This is a genomic window from Caenimonas sp. SL110, from assembly GCF_001044395.1.
Taxonomy (GTDB): domain Bacteria; phylum Pseudomonadota; class Gammaproteobacteria; order Burkholderiales; family Burkholderiaceae_C; genus Ramlibacter.
In genome coordinates this window covers 48,150-62,728 of sequence record NZ_JANU01000009.1, presented here as the reverse complement: position 1 = coordinate 62,728, position 14,579 = coordinate 48,150, and the positions used below count along the sequence as shown (strand labels likewise).

The 14,579-nt window shown below is 63.0% G+C and carries 13 protein-coding genes and 1 tRNA gene; 6 read left to right on the top strand and 8 right to left on the bottom strand.

Features of this window, described 5'->3' with window-relative positions:
* Positions 1–7: 7 nt before the first annotated feature.
* From AQ12_RS06425 to AQ12_RS06410, 4 genes are read right to left on the bottom strand one after another with little or no spacing between them, the layout of a single operon-like run.
* Positions 8–976 carry a PDR/VanB family oxidoreductase gene (locus tag AQ12_RS06425; RefSeq protein WP_053076583.1) on the bottom strand — a complete coding sequence of 323 codons (969 nt, stop codon included), beginning with the start codon at positions 974–976 and terminating at the stop codon, positions 8–10.
* On the bottom strand, positions 973–1,980 hold the full coding sequence (locus tag AQ12_RS06420) for a tripartite tricarboxylate transporter substrate binding protein (RefSeq protein ID WP_161798986.1): 1,008 nt from the start codon (positions 1,978–1,980) through the stop codon (positions 973–975). Before AQ12_RS06420 ends, AQ12_RS06425 begins: the two co-directional genes overlap by 4 nt.
* Positions 1,981–2,006: 26 nt before the next feature.
* Positions 2,007–2,912, bottom strand: a complete 906-nt coding sequence (locus AQ12_RS06415) for a TauD/TfdA family dioxygenase (RefSeq protein WP_048439053.1) — start codon at positions 2,910–2,912, stop codon at positions 2,007–2,009.
* Positions 2,913–2,922: 10 nt separating this feature from the next.
* A complete protein-coding gene (locus AQ12_RS06410; RefSeq protein WP_053076581.1) occupies positions 2,923–4,152 on the bottom strand; it encodes a Rieske 2Fe-2S domain-containing protein in 1,230 nt (409 codons plus the stop codon).
* A 164-nt stretch (positions 4,153–4,316) separates the two neighbouring features.
* On the opposite strand from AQ12_RS06410, the gene AQ12_RS06405 reads away from it, so the two are divergent.
* Positions 4,317–5,231 (top strand): LysR family transcriptional regulator, encoded by a 915-nt coding sequence (locus AQ12_RS06405; protein ID WP_048439052.1) that lies wholly within the window; start codon positions 4,317–4,319, stop codon positions 5,229–5,231.
* A gap of 44 nt (positions 5,232–5,275) precedes the next feature.
* Here the strand turns inward: AQ12_RS06405 and AQ12_RS06400 are convergent.
* Positions 5,276–5,362, bottom strand: a tRNA-Leu gene (locus tag AQ12_RS06400).
* Positions 5,363–5,403: 41 nt separating this feature from the next.
* Here AQ12_RS06400 and cysM point away from each other — a divergent pair.
* From cysM to AQ12_RS06385, 3 genes are read left to right on the top strand one after another with little or no spacing between them, the layout of a single operon-like run.
* Positions 5,404–6,318 carry a cysteine synthase CysM gene (gene cysM / locus AQ12_RS06395; protein ID WP_048439051.1) on the top strand — a complete coding sequence of 305 codons (915 nt, stop codon included), beginning with the start codon at positions 5,404–5,406 and terminating at the stop codon, positions 6,316–6,318.
* 19 nt (positions 6,319–6,337) lie between these two features.
* The gene (locus AQ12_RS06390; RefSeq protein ID WP_048439050.1) at positions 6,338–6,871 is read left to right on the top strand and encodes an NUDIX domain-containing protein; all 534 of its coding nucleotides are present in this window, start codon (positions 6,338–6,340) and stop codon (positions 6,869–6,871) included.
* Positions 6,872–6,882: 11 nt separating this feature from the next.
* Positions 6,883–7,122: a sulfurtransferase TusA family protein gene (locus tag AQ12_RS06385; RefSeq protein ID WP_048439049.1), complete on the top strand. Its 240-nt coding sequence runs from the start codon at positions 6,883–6,885 to the stop codon at positions 7,120–7,122.
* Positions 7,123–7,135: 13 nt separating this feature from the next.
* Here the strand turns inward: AQ12_RS06385 and galU are convergent, their stop codons facing one another.
* Positions 7,136–8,038: a UTP--glucose-1-phosphate uridylyltransferase GalU gene (galU, locus tag AQ12_RS06380; protein WP_048439048.1), complete on the bottom strand. Its 903-nt coding sequence runs from the start codon at positions 8,036–8,038 to the stop codon at positions 7,136–7,138.
* 110 nt (positions 8,039–8,148) lie between these two features.
* On the opposite strand from galU, the gene AQ12_RS06375 reads away from it, so the two are divergent.
* A complete protein-coding gene (locus AQ12_RS06375; protein ID WP_048439047.1) occupies positions 8,149–9,165 on the top strand; it encodes a D-isomer specific 2-hydroxyacid dehydrogenase family protein in 1,017 nt (338 codons plus the stop codon).
* 146 nt (positions 9,166–9,311) lie between these two features.
* On the opposite strand, the gene AQ12_RS06370 is transcribed toward AQ12_RS06375, so the two are convergent.
* Positions 9,312–12,146, bottom strand: coding sequence for a valine--tRNA ligase (locus tag AQ12_RS06370; RefSeq protein WP_048439046.1), 2,835 nt, complete (start codon positions 12,144–12,146; stop codon positions 9,312–9,314).
* A gap of 53 nt (positions 12,147–12,199) precedes the next feature.
* On the opposite strand from AQ12_RS06370, the gene AQ12_RS06365 reads away from it, so the two are divergent.
* Positions 12,200–14,329 (top strand): hypothetical protein, encoded by a 2,130-nt coding sequence (locus tag AQ12_RS06365; RefSeq protein WP_152682697.1) that lies wholly within the window; start codon positions 12,200–12,202, stop codon positions 14,327–14,329.
* 52 nt (positions 14,330–14,381) lie between these two features.
* On the opposite strand, the gene AQ12_RS06360 is transcribed toward AQ12_RS06365, so the two are convergent.
* Positions 14,382–14,573 (bottom strand): DUF2783 domain-containing protein, encoded by a 192-nt coding sequence (locus tag AQ12_RS06360; RefSeq protein WP_048439138.1) that lies wholly within the window; start codon positions 14,571–14,573, stop codon positions 14,382–14,384.
* Positions 14,574–14,579 lie beyond the last annotated feature (6 nt).

Below are 14,579 nucleotides of genomic sequence, written 5' to 3'. Positions count from 1 at the left end.
GCCCTGTTCAGATATCGAGCACGAGTACTTCTGACTTTGCGCCGGAACAGCAGACCATCATGGTCTTGCCGGCGTCCTTCTCCTGCTGGGTCAGCACCGAATCGCGATGGTCCGGGCTGCCTTGCAGCACGGGGACTTCGCAGGTGCCGCAGATGCCTTCCTCGCAGGCATAGGGGACTTGCACGCCTTCGTCCAGCAGGGCATGAAGGATGGTCTGCCCGGCACGCACCTGCACGCTTTTGGCAGACCGGGCGCAGCGCACCTCGAAGCCGCCGCTTGTCTGCGGTTTGTGTCGTGGCGCAAAGTATTCCGTGTGGACATGCGCTGGCGGCAAACCCGCCGTGGCGGCCTCGAATGCTTCGAGCATGCCCACCGGACCGCAGCAGTAAAGGTGTGCATGCGCCGGTGCCCGGGATGCGATCTGCGCGAGGTCCAGGCTGGTGCCGCCGGGTTCACCATCCAGCGCAATCGTCACCTGGCCCCGGCCCTGCGCCGACAGTTCGCGCACCTCGTCCAGAAACGCCGCCTGCGCGCGGGTGCGCGCCGCATAGTGCAGCTCCCAGGGCCGCTGCAATTCGTTCAGCCTGCGCATCATCGACAGCAGCGGCGTGATGCCGATCCCGCCTGCGATGAAGACGCAGTGCTGCGCGTCCTCTGCCAGTTCGAAGTGATTGCGCGGTCCTGCGATGGTGATCACGTCACCCGGCCGCATCGCCGCGTGCACATGGCCGGAGCCACCGCGGCTGGCCGGATGCAGGTGAACGCCGATCAGGTAGCGCGATGCGTCACCCTGGTGATTGAGCAGCGAGTAACTGCGGATCAGGCCGTTGGGTAGGTGGAGATCGATGTGGGCGCCGGCCGTGAACGGTGCCAGCGGCGCATCAGGCCCCAGCGGTGCAAGCTCGACCGAGATGACGCCCTGCGCCTCGTATCGCATCGCACGGATGCGAACCTGCCGGGTCGGCGCCACGCTCACTTCGTCGTCAGCCCGGCGTCGCGGATGATGGTGGTGAACTTGCGGACCTCGTCTTCCAGCCACTTCTGTGTCTCGCGGCTGCCCATGAACAGGGACTGGACTTCCAGCTCTTCCAGCTTCTTGCGAACCGTGGCGTCCGCCATCGTCTTTTGCAGCGCGCCTTCCAGCCTGGCGATCACCGCTTCTGGCGTGCCCTTGGGCGCGGCGATGTTGATGAACGAGTCGTTGCCGTCCATCTCGGGGTAGCCTTGCTGGCCTGTGGTGGGCACATCGGGCAGCCACGGCAGGCGTGCCTTGCTCTGCACCGCCAGCACACGCAGGTCCTTGCCATTGAGGTTCTTCACGAGTGCGGTGTAGGGCAGCATGCAGGCCTGCACACTGCCGTCGCGGATGCCGGTCAGGGCCGGTGCCAGGCCGTTGTACGGCACATGGACCACGCCATAGTTCTTGCCGGTGCGGGTCTTGACGACATTGCGGAACATCTCCAGCTGCAGGTGATTGAGGCCGCCTGCGCCGGTACTGCAAAAGCTGATGTCCGCCGGGTTGGCGTAGCCAGCCAGTTCGGCCAGCGTCTTCACCGGGACCTTGGTGCTGGCCACGATCACGGCCGGATTGGATGCGACGGCGGCCACGGGCGCGAAGTCCTGCAGCTTCAGCTCCATGTTGGGCACCAGCTGGTTCACAAAGGCGTAAGCCGAACCCGAGGTGAAGAACAGCGTGTGGCCGTCCGCCGGCGCAGACGCAACGACACGCGCACCGACCGAACTGCCCGCGCCCGGCCGGTTCAGGATGACGACGGGCTGGCCGAGTTCGTCCTTGAGCCGCTCGGCGATGATCCGGGCCGTCACGTCGAGCCCGCCGCCTGCAGCGAACGGCACCACCAGCGTCACCGGCTTGGTCGGGAAATCGGCGGCGAAGGCCGGCAGGCCTGCGAAGGTGGCGATCAGGCCGGCCATCAGCCCGTGGGCGAGCTGGCGGCATGTGGATCGTCGGGTCTGCTGCATTGCGTTGTCTCCAGTGGTTGTAGTTGTCATCGCGCCGGCCGCTTGCCGGCGATCGTGACGCGGGTCATGAAACGGTTTTGCCCCGTGTAGTCGGGGATGGCCCGGTGCATGGTGCAGCGGTTGTCCCAGACCAGGATCTGGTCATTGCGCCAGCGCGCGCGGCAGGTGAAGTCGAACCGCGAGCAGTGCTCGTACAGGAAGGCAAGGATAGGGGCGCTCTCTTCGTTGGTGAGCCCCTCGATGCGCTGCGAGTAGGTCTTGTTGACGTACAGGAACTTGCGCCCGCTGACCTCATGGGTGCAGACCAGCGGATGCGCCACTTCGCGGTCTCCCAGCGCGACGTCGAGGTCGGACCGGGCGCACGAGTCGTTGAACCGCCGGCCCTGCGCGAGGTACGCCGAGCCGAAGATGCGGGTGGCGCTGTGCACCACGTTCAGCGGCGCGATGAGCGCCTTGTAGGCGGGCGACAGCGCCTCGTATGCCGCGTACATGCTCAGGAAACCGGTGTCGCCGCCATAGGGCGGCACGTCCACCGCACGCATCACGACCGCCCCGGGCGGCTCGTCGAGGTAGGTGCTGTCTGCATGCCAGTTTTCACCGACCACGCGGCCGGTGTCGGTGGCCAGGCGGCGGATGATCTGCACATCGGGATGGCCCTCCACGCTGTGCAGCTGCGGCAGCCGGATCACCTCGCCCAGGCCTCGTGCGAAAGCCGCGTGCTGTTCGTGCGATAGCTTCTGGTCCGGGAACAGGATCACCTGGTGGTCGGCGAACGCATCACGTATCTCGGTCCAGACCTCTTGCGAAAGCGGCTCGCGCAGGTCCACGCCGAGGATGTCGGCGCCGAGCACACCGGTGAGCGGGCGCACGTCGATGTGGCGGTAGGGGCGGGGGTGCACCAGCACCGGGTGCGCATCGAATGAAGACAGCATGGCGTGATCCTTAAGCGGTGGCGACCGGCGGCGTGGCCCGTGCGGGCGCCAGGAATTCGTCGGCTGTCGCCGGGTCCTGGTCTCCTGGCAGCACCGCCTGCACTGCACGCACAGAATAGAGCCACGGGTTGGCGGCGGCTGGATGCGGCTGGCCCGTGGCGGCGCATTGGGTCGCGCCTTCCATCAGCGTGCGACGCATCGCCACTACCGCCATGTCGCTGGAGCCCAGGTGCTCGCGCGAGCGATCCGCGATCGGGCCGGCGGTCTCGGTCACCATTGCGTCCTGCGCACGGATGCCCTTGATGCCGGTGAACGAGACGGTCTTTTGCTCCTGCCGGTCAATCAGGTAGTCGTTGTCCAGTCGCTCCACCGGTGTGGTGGTGCCCGCGATCACCTTGCGGTGCGAGTTCTCGCCGTTGCGCCACGCCTGCAGCTCCTGTTCGTTCAGCGCGCCGTCGGGGCGCCAGCTCACGCAAATCACCCAGCAACGTTCGTCGGTCATCGGAACCCACATGCGCACGAGCTGCGCATCGCCAGGGCGCGGCGGGATCATGGTGAAGAACGGCAGCAGGAACTGGTTAAGCCGCCAGTAGCGCTTGTCGCCGTCCACACGCCGGCCGTTGCAGGCCATGAACCCGGCTTCTCCGCCAAGGATTTTCCAGGCAGGCGCGGTGTCTTCCTGGAAGTACTTGCCGGTCAGGGCCTGGTGGTCCGGGTCCGTCTTGTTGACCATCTGGTGAAGAAAACCCACGTGGGCGCTGTCGAGCTCGCCTTCCATCGCCTGCGCATAGTTGCACTCCTGGTGCCAGCGCGAGGCGTACAGGTGGTCATCGGGCATGCCGATGAAGCCGAACGCCGGCAGCTCGGGCACCGGCTGCGCATCGCCCATGTAGACCCACAGCACCGAGCCGGCGATGCGCGCGGGGTAGGCGCGCGCCTTGACGTTCTGGCACATGCGGCTGGTCGCAGGCTCGGTGGGCATCTGCATGCAGTTGCCGGCCACGTCGAACTTCCAGCCGTGATACACGCAGCGAATGCCGCCTTCTTCATTGCGGCCGAAGAACAGGCTCGCGCCGCGATGCGGGCAGTTTTCTTCGAGCACGCCCACCCGGCCTTCGGAATCGCGAAAGACGACCAGTCGTTCGCCCAGCAGGGTGAGGCGCACCGGTGCTTCGTCGGCAGCAGGGACCTCCGGCGCAGTCATGGCGGGAATCCAGAACGACCGCATGAGCTTGCCCATGGGCGTGCCGGGGCCGCATTGCGTAAGGAGGGCATTTTTCTCGTGGCTAAGCATCTGGCAGTCTTTCAGCGTTGCGTCAAGTCTAGGATGAGATCTAATCTTTGATCCAGATCAATAGAATCGCACTTTGCGATGCTGCACGGCAACATTCAGGGACCGCCCCCATGGCAGACAACTTAAACCTGCAGTCGATGAAGATATTCCTGGCGGTGTTCGACCACCGCGCGGTCGGCACGGCAGCCGCGGCGCTCGGCATGAGCCAGTCCGGGGTGAGCACGGCGCTGGCCCGATTGCGCGAGACCCTGGGGGATGCGCTTTTCATCGGCACTGCTGCCGGCATGCAGCCGACGACCCGTGCCAAGGAGCTGGCGGTGCCCATGCGCGAGGCGGTGCAGTGCATCGAGCAGCGCATCATGAAGAAGGCGACGTTCGATCCGGCGGTCGATGAGCGCGAGTTTCGCGTTGCCGCGTCGGATACGGCTGAAGCCATGTACATGCCACGCGCGCTCGATGTCCTGACCCGGACTGCACCTCGGGTGCGGCTTCGCGTGATGGCAACGGCGCAGCCGCAGCTGCACCGCGCGCTGTCAGAAGGCCTGGTCGATCTGGCGCTGGGTTATTTTCCTGACCTGATGTCAGCCGAGTTTGTGCGCAGGCGCATCGGGCAACACGGCTTCGTGTGCATCTGCAGCGCAGGCAACCGCGACCTGATCCGCGACTTCAGCCTGAAGAGGTATGTAGAGGCGCGGCACGTGATCGTGGAGGCGCCTACACGCACGCATGGCCTGCTGGAAACGTATCTGCAAAAGCGCGGCATCCACCGCAATGCGGCGCTGACCACGCCTCACTTCATGAGTTTGCCGGAGATTATTTCCAGCACCAGCCTGATTGCGACCGTGCCTGATGCCATCGCCGATGCGTTTACCGGGAATGCCCGCCTTGTCCGCCTGCCGCTTCCCATTCGCTCGCCGGTCTTCGACGCGCACCTGCACTGGAGCAAGAGCGTGAACAGCGACCCGGCGCATCGCTGGGTGCGCGGGGTCCTGTTCGAGGCGTTCGTGGGCCGCACGGGGGCGTGAATAGCGGGATGCGGAAAATGCTGCAGCTTTGATAGCTTCAAAGCTGGTGCCGGAGGCCGGAATCGAACCGGCACGGGTTTTACCCCGGGGGATTTTGAGTCCCCTGCGTCTACCAATTTCACCACTCCGGCGACGCGAGAGCGAAGCCTGAAATTATGGCACAGTGGTGCCCATGAACGAGGCCCACAACTACCCCACGATCGAGGACGCGATCGGCAACACACCGCTCATCGCCTTGCAGCGACTCGGAGCCGACGCAAACCGCGCGCGTGGCAACGTGATTCTCGGCAAGCTCGAAGGCAACAACCCCGCAGGTTCGGTCAAGGACAGGCCCGCGCTGTCGATGATCAAGCGCGCCGAGGAGCGCGGTGAGATCAAGCCCGGTGACACGCTGATCGAGGCGACCTCGGGCAACACCGGCATTGCGCTCGCGATGGCTGCAGCCATCAGGGGCTATCGCATGGTGCTCATCATGCCGGAGGACCTGTCCATCGAGCGCGCGCAGACCATGAAGGCGTTCGGCGCCGAACTCATGCTCACGCCCAAGAGCGGCGGCATGGAATACGCGCGCGACCTCGCAGAAAACATGCAGCGCGAAGGCAAGGGCGTTGTGCTCGACCAGTTCGCCAACGCCGACAACCCGCGCATTCACTATGAGACGACCGGCCCCGAGTTGTGGGACCAGACCCAGGGGCGCATCACGCACTTCGTGAGCGCGATGGGCACCACCGGCACCATCACCGGTGTGTCGCGGTTCCTCAAGGAAAAGAACCCAGCAGTGCGCATCGTCGGCGCGCAGCCCAGTGAAGGTTCGCGCATTCCCGGCATTCGCAAATGGCCCGAGGAATACCTTCCGAAAATCTACGACGCGAGCACCGTCGATGAACTGGTTTATGTGAGCCAGGACGCCGCCGAAGAAATGTGCCGGCGACTGGCCCGTGAAGAGGGCATCTTCGCCGGTATCTCGGCAGCGGGTGCTTGCTGGGTTGCGCAGGAAATCGCGAAACAAGTGGAGAACGCGACGATTGTTTTCATCGTGTGCGACAGGGGCGATCGCTATCTGTCCACTGGCGTGTTCCCGGCCTGACCTTCATCTGACACGAGCCATGGCCCACGAATACAAATTCTGTCCCAACTGCGCGAACCCGCTGGAGTTCATTGCGCAGCTCGAAGATGGCGGGCACAAGGAGCGGCTGCGCTGTGTGGCCTGCGGCTGGACGCACTGGAACAACCCCACGCCGGTGCTCGCTGCGGTCATTCAATACAACGACCGCATCCTGCTGGCGCGCAACGCCGCATGGACGCACAAGATGTACGCGCTGATCACCGGCTTCATGGAAGCTGGCGAGACGCCGCAGGAGGGCATTGCGCGCGAGATCAAGGAAGAGACCAACCTGGACGCGACCGAGCTGAACCTGATCGGCGTTTATGACTTCCAGCGCATGAACCAGGTCATCATTGCCTATCACGCGGTGGCGCAAGGGGATGTGGCGCTCTCGCCGGAGCTGGTCGACTACAAGCTCTATGCCTACGATGAAGTGAAGTGCTGGCCCGCAGGTACCGGCTATGCGCTGGCCGACTGGCTTCGCAGCAAGGGCCATTCGCCCAGCTTCATCGAGTTCCCACGGCGACCGGATTAAAGGAATTTGCGATGGCTACCGAACAACCAATCGACAAGGAGATCGACACGCGGGGGCTGAACTGCCCGCTGCCGATCCTCAAGGCCAAGAAGGCGCTGACCGATATGCTGTCAGGGCAGCTGCTCAAGATCGTGGCAACGGACGCCGGAAGCGTGCGCGACTTCCAGGCGTTTGCCAAGCAGACTGGCAACGAACTCGTGGATCAGCAGACCGAGGGCGAGGAATACATCCACGTCCTGCGCCGCCGCTGATTGTTCAATCCGCTCAGCGCGCAAACGCTTTCAGGTATTGCTGGAACCCCGGGCCGACTTCGTGGTGCCGCAGGGCCAGCTCGACAGTTGCTTCCAGAAATCCCTGCTTGCTGCCGCAGTCGTAGCGCTTGCCCTCGTATTCGTAGGCGTGTACGCCTTCGGTCGCCATCAGCTTGGCAATTCCGTCGGTGAGCTGGATTTCTCCTCCCGCTCCACGTGGGTTGTTCCGGATGTGTTCAAAGACGCCGGGCGTCAGGATGTAGCGGCCTGCCACGCCCATGCGTGAAGGCGCATCTTGCGCATTGGGCTTTTCCACCATCTGGTTGACCCGGGTGATGCGATCGCCCGCCTTTTCGCCCGCGACGATGCCGTATCTTCGGACATGATCTGCCGGCACTTCCTGGACAGCTATCAATGATGTCGGAATGCGGCGAAAAACGTCGACCATTTGTGTCAGAACGGGCTTTCCGCCGTCGGGTCCGCACATCAGGTCGTCTGCCAGCAGAACTGCGAAGGGCTCATCGCCCACCAATGGCTGGGCACACAGCACGGCGTGCCCGAGACCCAGCGATCGCGGCTGGCGCACGTAGGAGCAGTCCATGTCAGAGGGCGTCATGGAGCGCACAAGCGCCAGCAGTTCGTCCTTGTGGCCGGCTTCGAGTTCGTGCTCCAGCTCATAGGCTGTGTCGAAGTGATCTTCGATGGCACGCTTATTGCGCCCTGTAACAAAAATCATGTGGCGGATGCCGGCTGCGTAAGCCTCTTCCACCGCGTACTGGATCAAGGGCTTGTCCACGATAGGCAGCATCTCTTTGGGCTGCGCCTTGGTGGCGGGAAGGAATCGTGTACCCAGGCCTGCGACAGGGAACACCGCTTTGCGGATTTCCCTCGAATTAATCTCTGTGACTTTGTTCATGGACTGTGAAAGTTGTGACCAGTAGAGTCGGCCAGGATTCTTGAAGGCGACGACAGGTCAGCAGTTTCCAAGCCAACCCCAGCTTTACCTGTAAGACAAGGACGCACCCGGTGGACATCTTACTTCTCGAGCGACTGGTGCCAGAAGCACTGGCCTGGCTCGAAGCCCGGCACTCCGTGGACAACCGTCCCGAGCTGGCGGCCGACCCCAGCGCCCTGCGCAAAGCCGCGTACAACGCGCAGGCCCTCATCCTGCCTCGCAAGGTGGTCGTCACACGCGAGTTTCTCGATTTCGCGCCTGTCCTCAAAGCCGTCGCACGAATGCATGTGGGCACGGACAACACCGACCTGGAGGCGTGTCGCGAGCGCAAGGTGCGGGTGATCCAGGCCACCACCGCCAACGTGCGCTCCAACGCCGAGTACCTGCTCGCGAGCCTGCTGCTGCTGTACCGCCGCGGCATTGGTTCTTCGCTGCTGGGTGAGCGCCACGCCGAGATCACGCTGGGCCGCGAACTCAACGGGAGCACGGTGGGCATTTTCGGGCTCGCGCCAACTGCGCACACGCTGGCACTCATGCTCCATGCATTGGGCGTCAAGCTCGTCGGCTACGACCCGGCGATTCACCACACCGCGCCGATCTGGGGGCGCCTTCAGATCCAGCCGGTGAGCCTGAATGAACTGATGCAGCAATCGGATGCGATATCGGTGCAGGTCATGTATGCGTCGCGCTACGAGGGCTTCATCAACGACAAGCTGCTGGCCCACTGCAAGCCCGGTCAGTTGTGGGTGGGCATCAGCCGCTCGCAGCTGTTTGACCCTCACGCCTTGGCGCGAGCGCTGGACGACGGCCGTATCGACGCCTGCATGCTCGACGGCGCGGAGGCGGGTTTTGCGTCCAAGGGCACGCCACTACACCACAAGACCAACCTGTTTCTCACGCCCCGCCTGGGGTCGCACACGCGCGAGTCGAGGTTGCGGGCGAGCTGGTATGTGGCGCACCGGATTCACGAAACGCTGACCGCATCGCGCGCAGGTGGCACCGAGCGATCGCCCAGCGCATTGATGGACCTGGACGTTGACGGCGCGGTGCCGGCGGCCAAGCCGCAGCCTCAGTTCATCATTCGCTGAGATCGCTGCGCGGATTCAAAAGGGCTGTCATGCCGGACTCGATCCGGCATCCATGTCTTCGACGGCCTTAGCCGCTTCGCGGTGGATGCCGGATCGAGTCCGGCATGACAGGCCGCTCCATGACTGCTGACTTTCACCCGCGCCATTCAACCCAGCCGCTTGAGCTGATCCCTGATCTTGGCGAGCGTCGCCGTGAAGTCGGCGATTCGCTTGCGTTCCTGCTCGATCACGGCAGGGGGTGCCTTGGCAACGAATGCCTCGTTCGCCAGCTTGGCAGATGCCTTCACCAGTTCACCTGCGAGACGCGCTTCTTCCTTGCCCAGGCGGATCTTTTCTGCTGCGACATCGATCTCCATGAACAGGCTCAGGCGCGCGTCGCCTGCCATGGCAACCGGCGATGCCTGCGCCGCTGCAGCCCAGGCAGCCTCGTCGTCGAACACCTTGACTTCGCTCAGCTTGGCAAGCGACTGCAACACCGGTGCTGCCGCGCGAATGAACTCCGCGTCGCCAAGCACATAGGCCGGCATGCGCGTGCTGGGCGACACATTCATCTCGCCTCGCAGGTTGCGCGATGCGTCGACCACAGCCTTGAGCTTGGCGACATACGCTTCGGCCGCCTCATCGATGTTGGCGGGATTCGTCTCGGGGTAGGGCGCGACGCTGATGGTGTCGCCGGTCTTGCCTGCAACCGGCGCAACCTTTTGCCACAGCTCCTCGGTGATGAAAGGGATCAGCGGATGCGCGAGTCGCAAGATGGCTTCGAGCACCCGGATCAGCGTGCGACGCGTGCCGCGCTGCTGCGCCTCATCACCGGTCTGCACCTGCACCTTGGCGATCTCCAGATACCAGTCGCAGAACTCGTCCCAGACGAACTGGTAAACCGTGCTCGCGACGTTGTCCAGGCGATAGTCCGCGAAGCCCTTGGCAACGTCGGCTTCGGTGCGTTGCAGGCGCGAGATGATCCAGCGGTCGGCCTGCGTGAGCGTTGCACCGGCTTCGGTCAGGTCATGACCCTCGGTGTTCATCAGCGTGAAGCGGGTCGCGTTCCACAGCTTGTTGCAGAAGTTGCGATAGCCCTCGCAGCGCTTGGTGTCGAAGTTGATGTTGCGGCCCAGGCTCGCGTAGCTGGCCATCGTGAAGCGCAATGCATCGGCGCCGTAGGCAGGCATGCCGTCCGGGAATTCTTTCTTCACCCGCGCGGCGACCTTGGGCGCGGTCTCGGGCTTGCGCAATCCGACGGTGGACTTGTGCACCAGCGTCTCGAGGTCTGCGCCCTGTATCAGGTCCACCGGGTCAACCACGTTGCCCTCGGACTTGCTCATCTTCTTGCCTTCGCTGTCGCGCACCATCCCGTGGATGTACACATGGCGAAACGGCACGCGGCCTGTGAAGTGCGAGGTCATCATGATCATCCGGGCGACCCAGAAGAAGATGATTTCGTAACCCGTCACCAGCACTGTCGAGGGCAGGTACAGGTCGTAGTCGCGCTCGCCTTCGGCCTTGTCATGGCCACGGTCGAGCGTGGAAAACGGAACCAGCGCCGACGAATACCAGGTGTCGAGCACGTCCTCGTCGCGGCGAAGCGGCTTGCCGCCCGCCTGCGCCATCGCGTCTTGCTCGCTGCGCGCCACATAGACATTGCCCGAGTCGTCGTACCAGGCCGGAATCTGGTGACCCCACCACAGTTGGCGCGAGATGCACCAGTCCTGGATGTTGTTCATCCACTGGTTGTAGGTGTTGACCCAGTTCTCGGGAACGAACTTGACCTCGCCCGACTGCACCGCGTCGATGGCCTTCTGTGCGATCGACTTGCCGGTGGGGTCCTTGTCGCTGACCTTGGTGGTGGCAACGAACCATTGATCGGTGAGCATGGGCTCGACGATCTGCCCGGTGCGTGCGCAACGCGGCACCATGAGCTTGTGCTTGCGCTTTTCGGCGAGCAGGCCCAGCGCATCGAGATCGGCGACGACCTGCTTGCGCGCAACAAAACGGTCCATGCCGCGATAGGCCACCGGTGCGTTGTCGTTGATCTTCGCGTCGAGCGTGAGCACGCCGATCATCGGTAGCTGATGGCGCTGGCCGACCGCGTAGTCGTTGGCATCATGTGCCGGCGTGACCTTCACCACGCCGGTGCCGAATTCCTTGTCCACATAGTCGTCGGCGATCACGGGGATTTCGCGGTCGCACAGGGGCAGCTTCACCATCTTGCCGATGAGGTGCCTGTAGCGTTCGTCTTCGGGGTGGACCATGACGGCCACGTCGCCCAGCATGGTCTCGGGCCGCGTGGTGGCAACCGTCAGGTCGCCAGAGCCATCGACCAGCGGATAGCGGATGTGCCAGAGAAAGCCGTCTTCTTCTTCGCTTTCCACTTCGAGGTCGCTCACGGCGGTTTTCAGTTCCGGGTCCCAGTTGACCAGCCGCTTGCCGCGATAGATCAGGCCCTGTTCATAGAGGCGCACGAAGGTGTCGGTGACGGTTTCCGACAGGTCGTCGTCCATCGTGAAGTATTCGTGCGACCAGTCGACGCTGTCGCCCATGCGGCGCATCTGCGAGGTGATGATGTTTCCGGATTTCTCTTTCCACTCCCACACCTTGGCCACGAAATTCTTGCGGCCCAGGTCGTGGCGCGAGACCTTCTGTTCCTGCAACTGGCGCTCCACCACGATCTGCGTGGCGATACCTGCGTGGTCGGTGCCCGGCACCCACAGCGTGTTGAAGCCGCGCATGCGGTGGTACCGCGTGAGGCTGTCCATGATGGTCTGGTTGAACGCATGGCCCATGTGCAGCGTGCCGGTGACGTTGGGCGGCGGCAGCTGGATCGAGAACGCCGGTGCGCCCTGTTGGGGCATGCCCGTTCCCCGGTAGCCGGCACTGGCGTAGCCGCGCTCTTCCCACAGCGGACCCCATCGGGCCTCGATGGGGGCGGGTTCGAAGGATTTGGCGAGGCTTTCAAGCCCCGGTTGCTGGCGCGTATCGCTCATGGAAATCAATTCGGGGGGAAATCAATTGAGAAATCAATTGGGGTCAGATTCCAATGAATGGCTGGAAGCTTGTCCCGATTGAAATGGATGGACCTGCGATTTTACGTAGGTCCCGGATCAAGGCCTTCGGCGGCGCTTCTGCAGACCATTGGTTGCTTCACGCCGTTTGTACCCATGGACAGAATCCGTCCAGACAATTTTGGAGCACCGACATGCAAGCGACCCGGGCAAACCTGATTCCAAAGACGCATCCTCCGATCGCACGGGTGGACCATGCAGTTGCTCCGCCGGGAGCGGCACCCGAATTTTCCGTAGAAGAGCCTGTGCCCCCCCGCGCAGAGGACCATTTCGAACTGCACCAGCTGCTTGCGAATGAGTCCCCAGTCGGCCCCGATTTTGAGCCGGACGCAAACGCACAAAGGAAGCGCGACAAGAAGGCGCGGCAGGCGCAAAGGCCGCAAAAGCCGCGCCTGTCACCCGCAGAGCGTGTCCGTCAGGCCTGGGAATCACGTACACCTGAAGCAGATGCGCTCGCCAGGTTCATCGTCAACCATTTTGCGCAGCGCTTGTTACCCCTGACCGACGATGCCTGGCGCGTCATTTCCGACTGGGTGGGATTCTCGCAGTTGAACGCAGCGACCCAGCAACTTGCTCGCGACTTCGGCCAGCTCACCGCCGACGAGCGAAACGCCTCGGGGTTGATGCTGCAGGTGCAGGACGCGAGGCACGCGTTGCGGCACGATGTTGCGCGAGCCCGGCAGCCCGAGCAAAAGAGCCCCGAGCACAAGCGTCAGGATCAAAAAAGTCCGGAGCATCAGAAGCCGGGCATCGCGGCCGGTGGCCAGCAGGCAGTTGCTCCAGCAGATCCTCACGTCCAACCATTGGTGGTGCACCTTCCCGCGCCCGACTTGCAAGAACCAGCGCCTTCGCAAATTGCCCAGGCTGCCCAACCCGAGTTGACCCCGCTTCAAAAATATCTAAAACAGGAATCGACCCGACCAGGGGATGCGAATGCTCTTGTGGAGTTCGTGGCGCGCCACCTTGCAAAGGGCGGTGCGGCAAAACCAGGCGTTTCAGAGATCGGGCGGTGGCCAGGATTCGACCAACTCGAACGCAACGTCAGAAGACTTGGAGATGCATATTGCCGGTTGACGCCAGAAGACAAGGCTCAAACCCAGCTCCACCGCAAACTCGCGCTGCACCCGTCCTTGTGCAAAGTCGGGGTCCCGGCGCGTGCAGTTGTGGGCGAGCCAGAGGCCTCGCTGGCCTCGCGCATTGCTCGAAAGCAGAGGATGGCGCAAGCCTTGCAAAATGAGCATCTGAATTTTTGCAGAGCCATGGCGCAGATAGAAGAAGCGATGGATTCCGCGAGCATCGAGCTCGCAGATCGCGGCTTGCGGGCGGTGCAGGAAGAGCTCAAGGCTGGAGGAGGGCCAATCGAGAAGTCAAGCAATTACCGTAAGCTATCGGTGCCTCAGCGGACCTGGGCCGCAATGCAGGCGAAGCTTGTCGTGCACTCTGAGGCTGTCAGGCAAGCGTTTTTCCATGAGGTGGACGAGTTCCTGGGCGAGTTACCAGCCCAGAAACAGGAGGTGATGAAGCGCGACGAAGCATTTGCCGCTGAATTGATGTCAAACCCGTCCGCCGCCTCGGCCATGAAGCAATTCCTCAGCGCTACCATTCCTCCGAACGTCGCCATGGGCGAGGTATTTTCAACGTTGCCCGGCGCGAAGGCGCAATCCCCCGAAGTTGTGCGGCTGCTGGGATTAGCCGATGAATTGATGGTCCACGCACGTGTGCTGGGCCAGTTGCTGCTTGCACAGAAAAAGCAGCTTTTCCTGTTATCGCAAGCAGCTCCGGCGGAGCGTTCGCCGAATGACGGACGCGCACCGACGCCCACGAGAGAAAGCGAACTTGTTCGCTTTCTGGTCGACGATGAGCTTGCGCGGGGCACGCATAGTAGTGCCGCATTCAGCATGATGGTGCATGAGGCACGCTATCCCCTTTCGGCTATCGCGCTGAAAGGCGTCGGTCAGGCGTCTGAAAATTCAAAACTTTTCAACAAAGCCAATCGCTCGGAACAGCTTTTGTGGCAGTTTCGTGACGGATGCGTCGACGCAGCCCGAAAGATGGAATTCAGCTTCGCAAGAAGTCAGGGTTTCCTGCTACGGCTTTATACATGACACCGGCGTTCTCTTCATGCTGCGCCTTCGTGTCAACGGGCCGTTCAGGTCCTCACAAAACCGGTAACTTGCGCGCCGCGGCGATGCAGTCACCCAGCACCTGCGGCTCGCCCACCTGGTTTGCCAGCAGCAAGATCAACCGGGCATTGAGTAACTGCGATTGTTCGGGCGACAGGCCTTGGTGCGCATCGAGCAATTGCTCGTAGAAGGCGTCGGCGTCGGGCAGGTTGAGTTCGGTTTTCATGGTGAG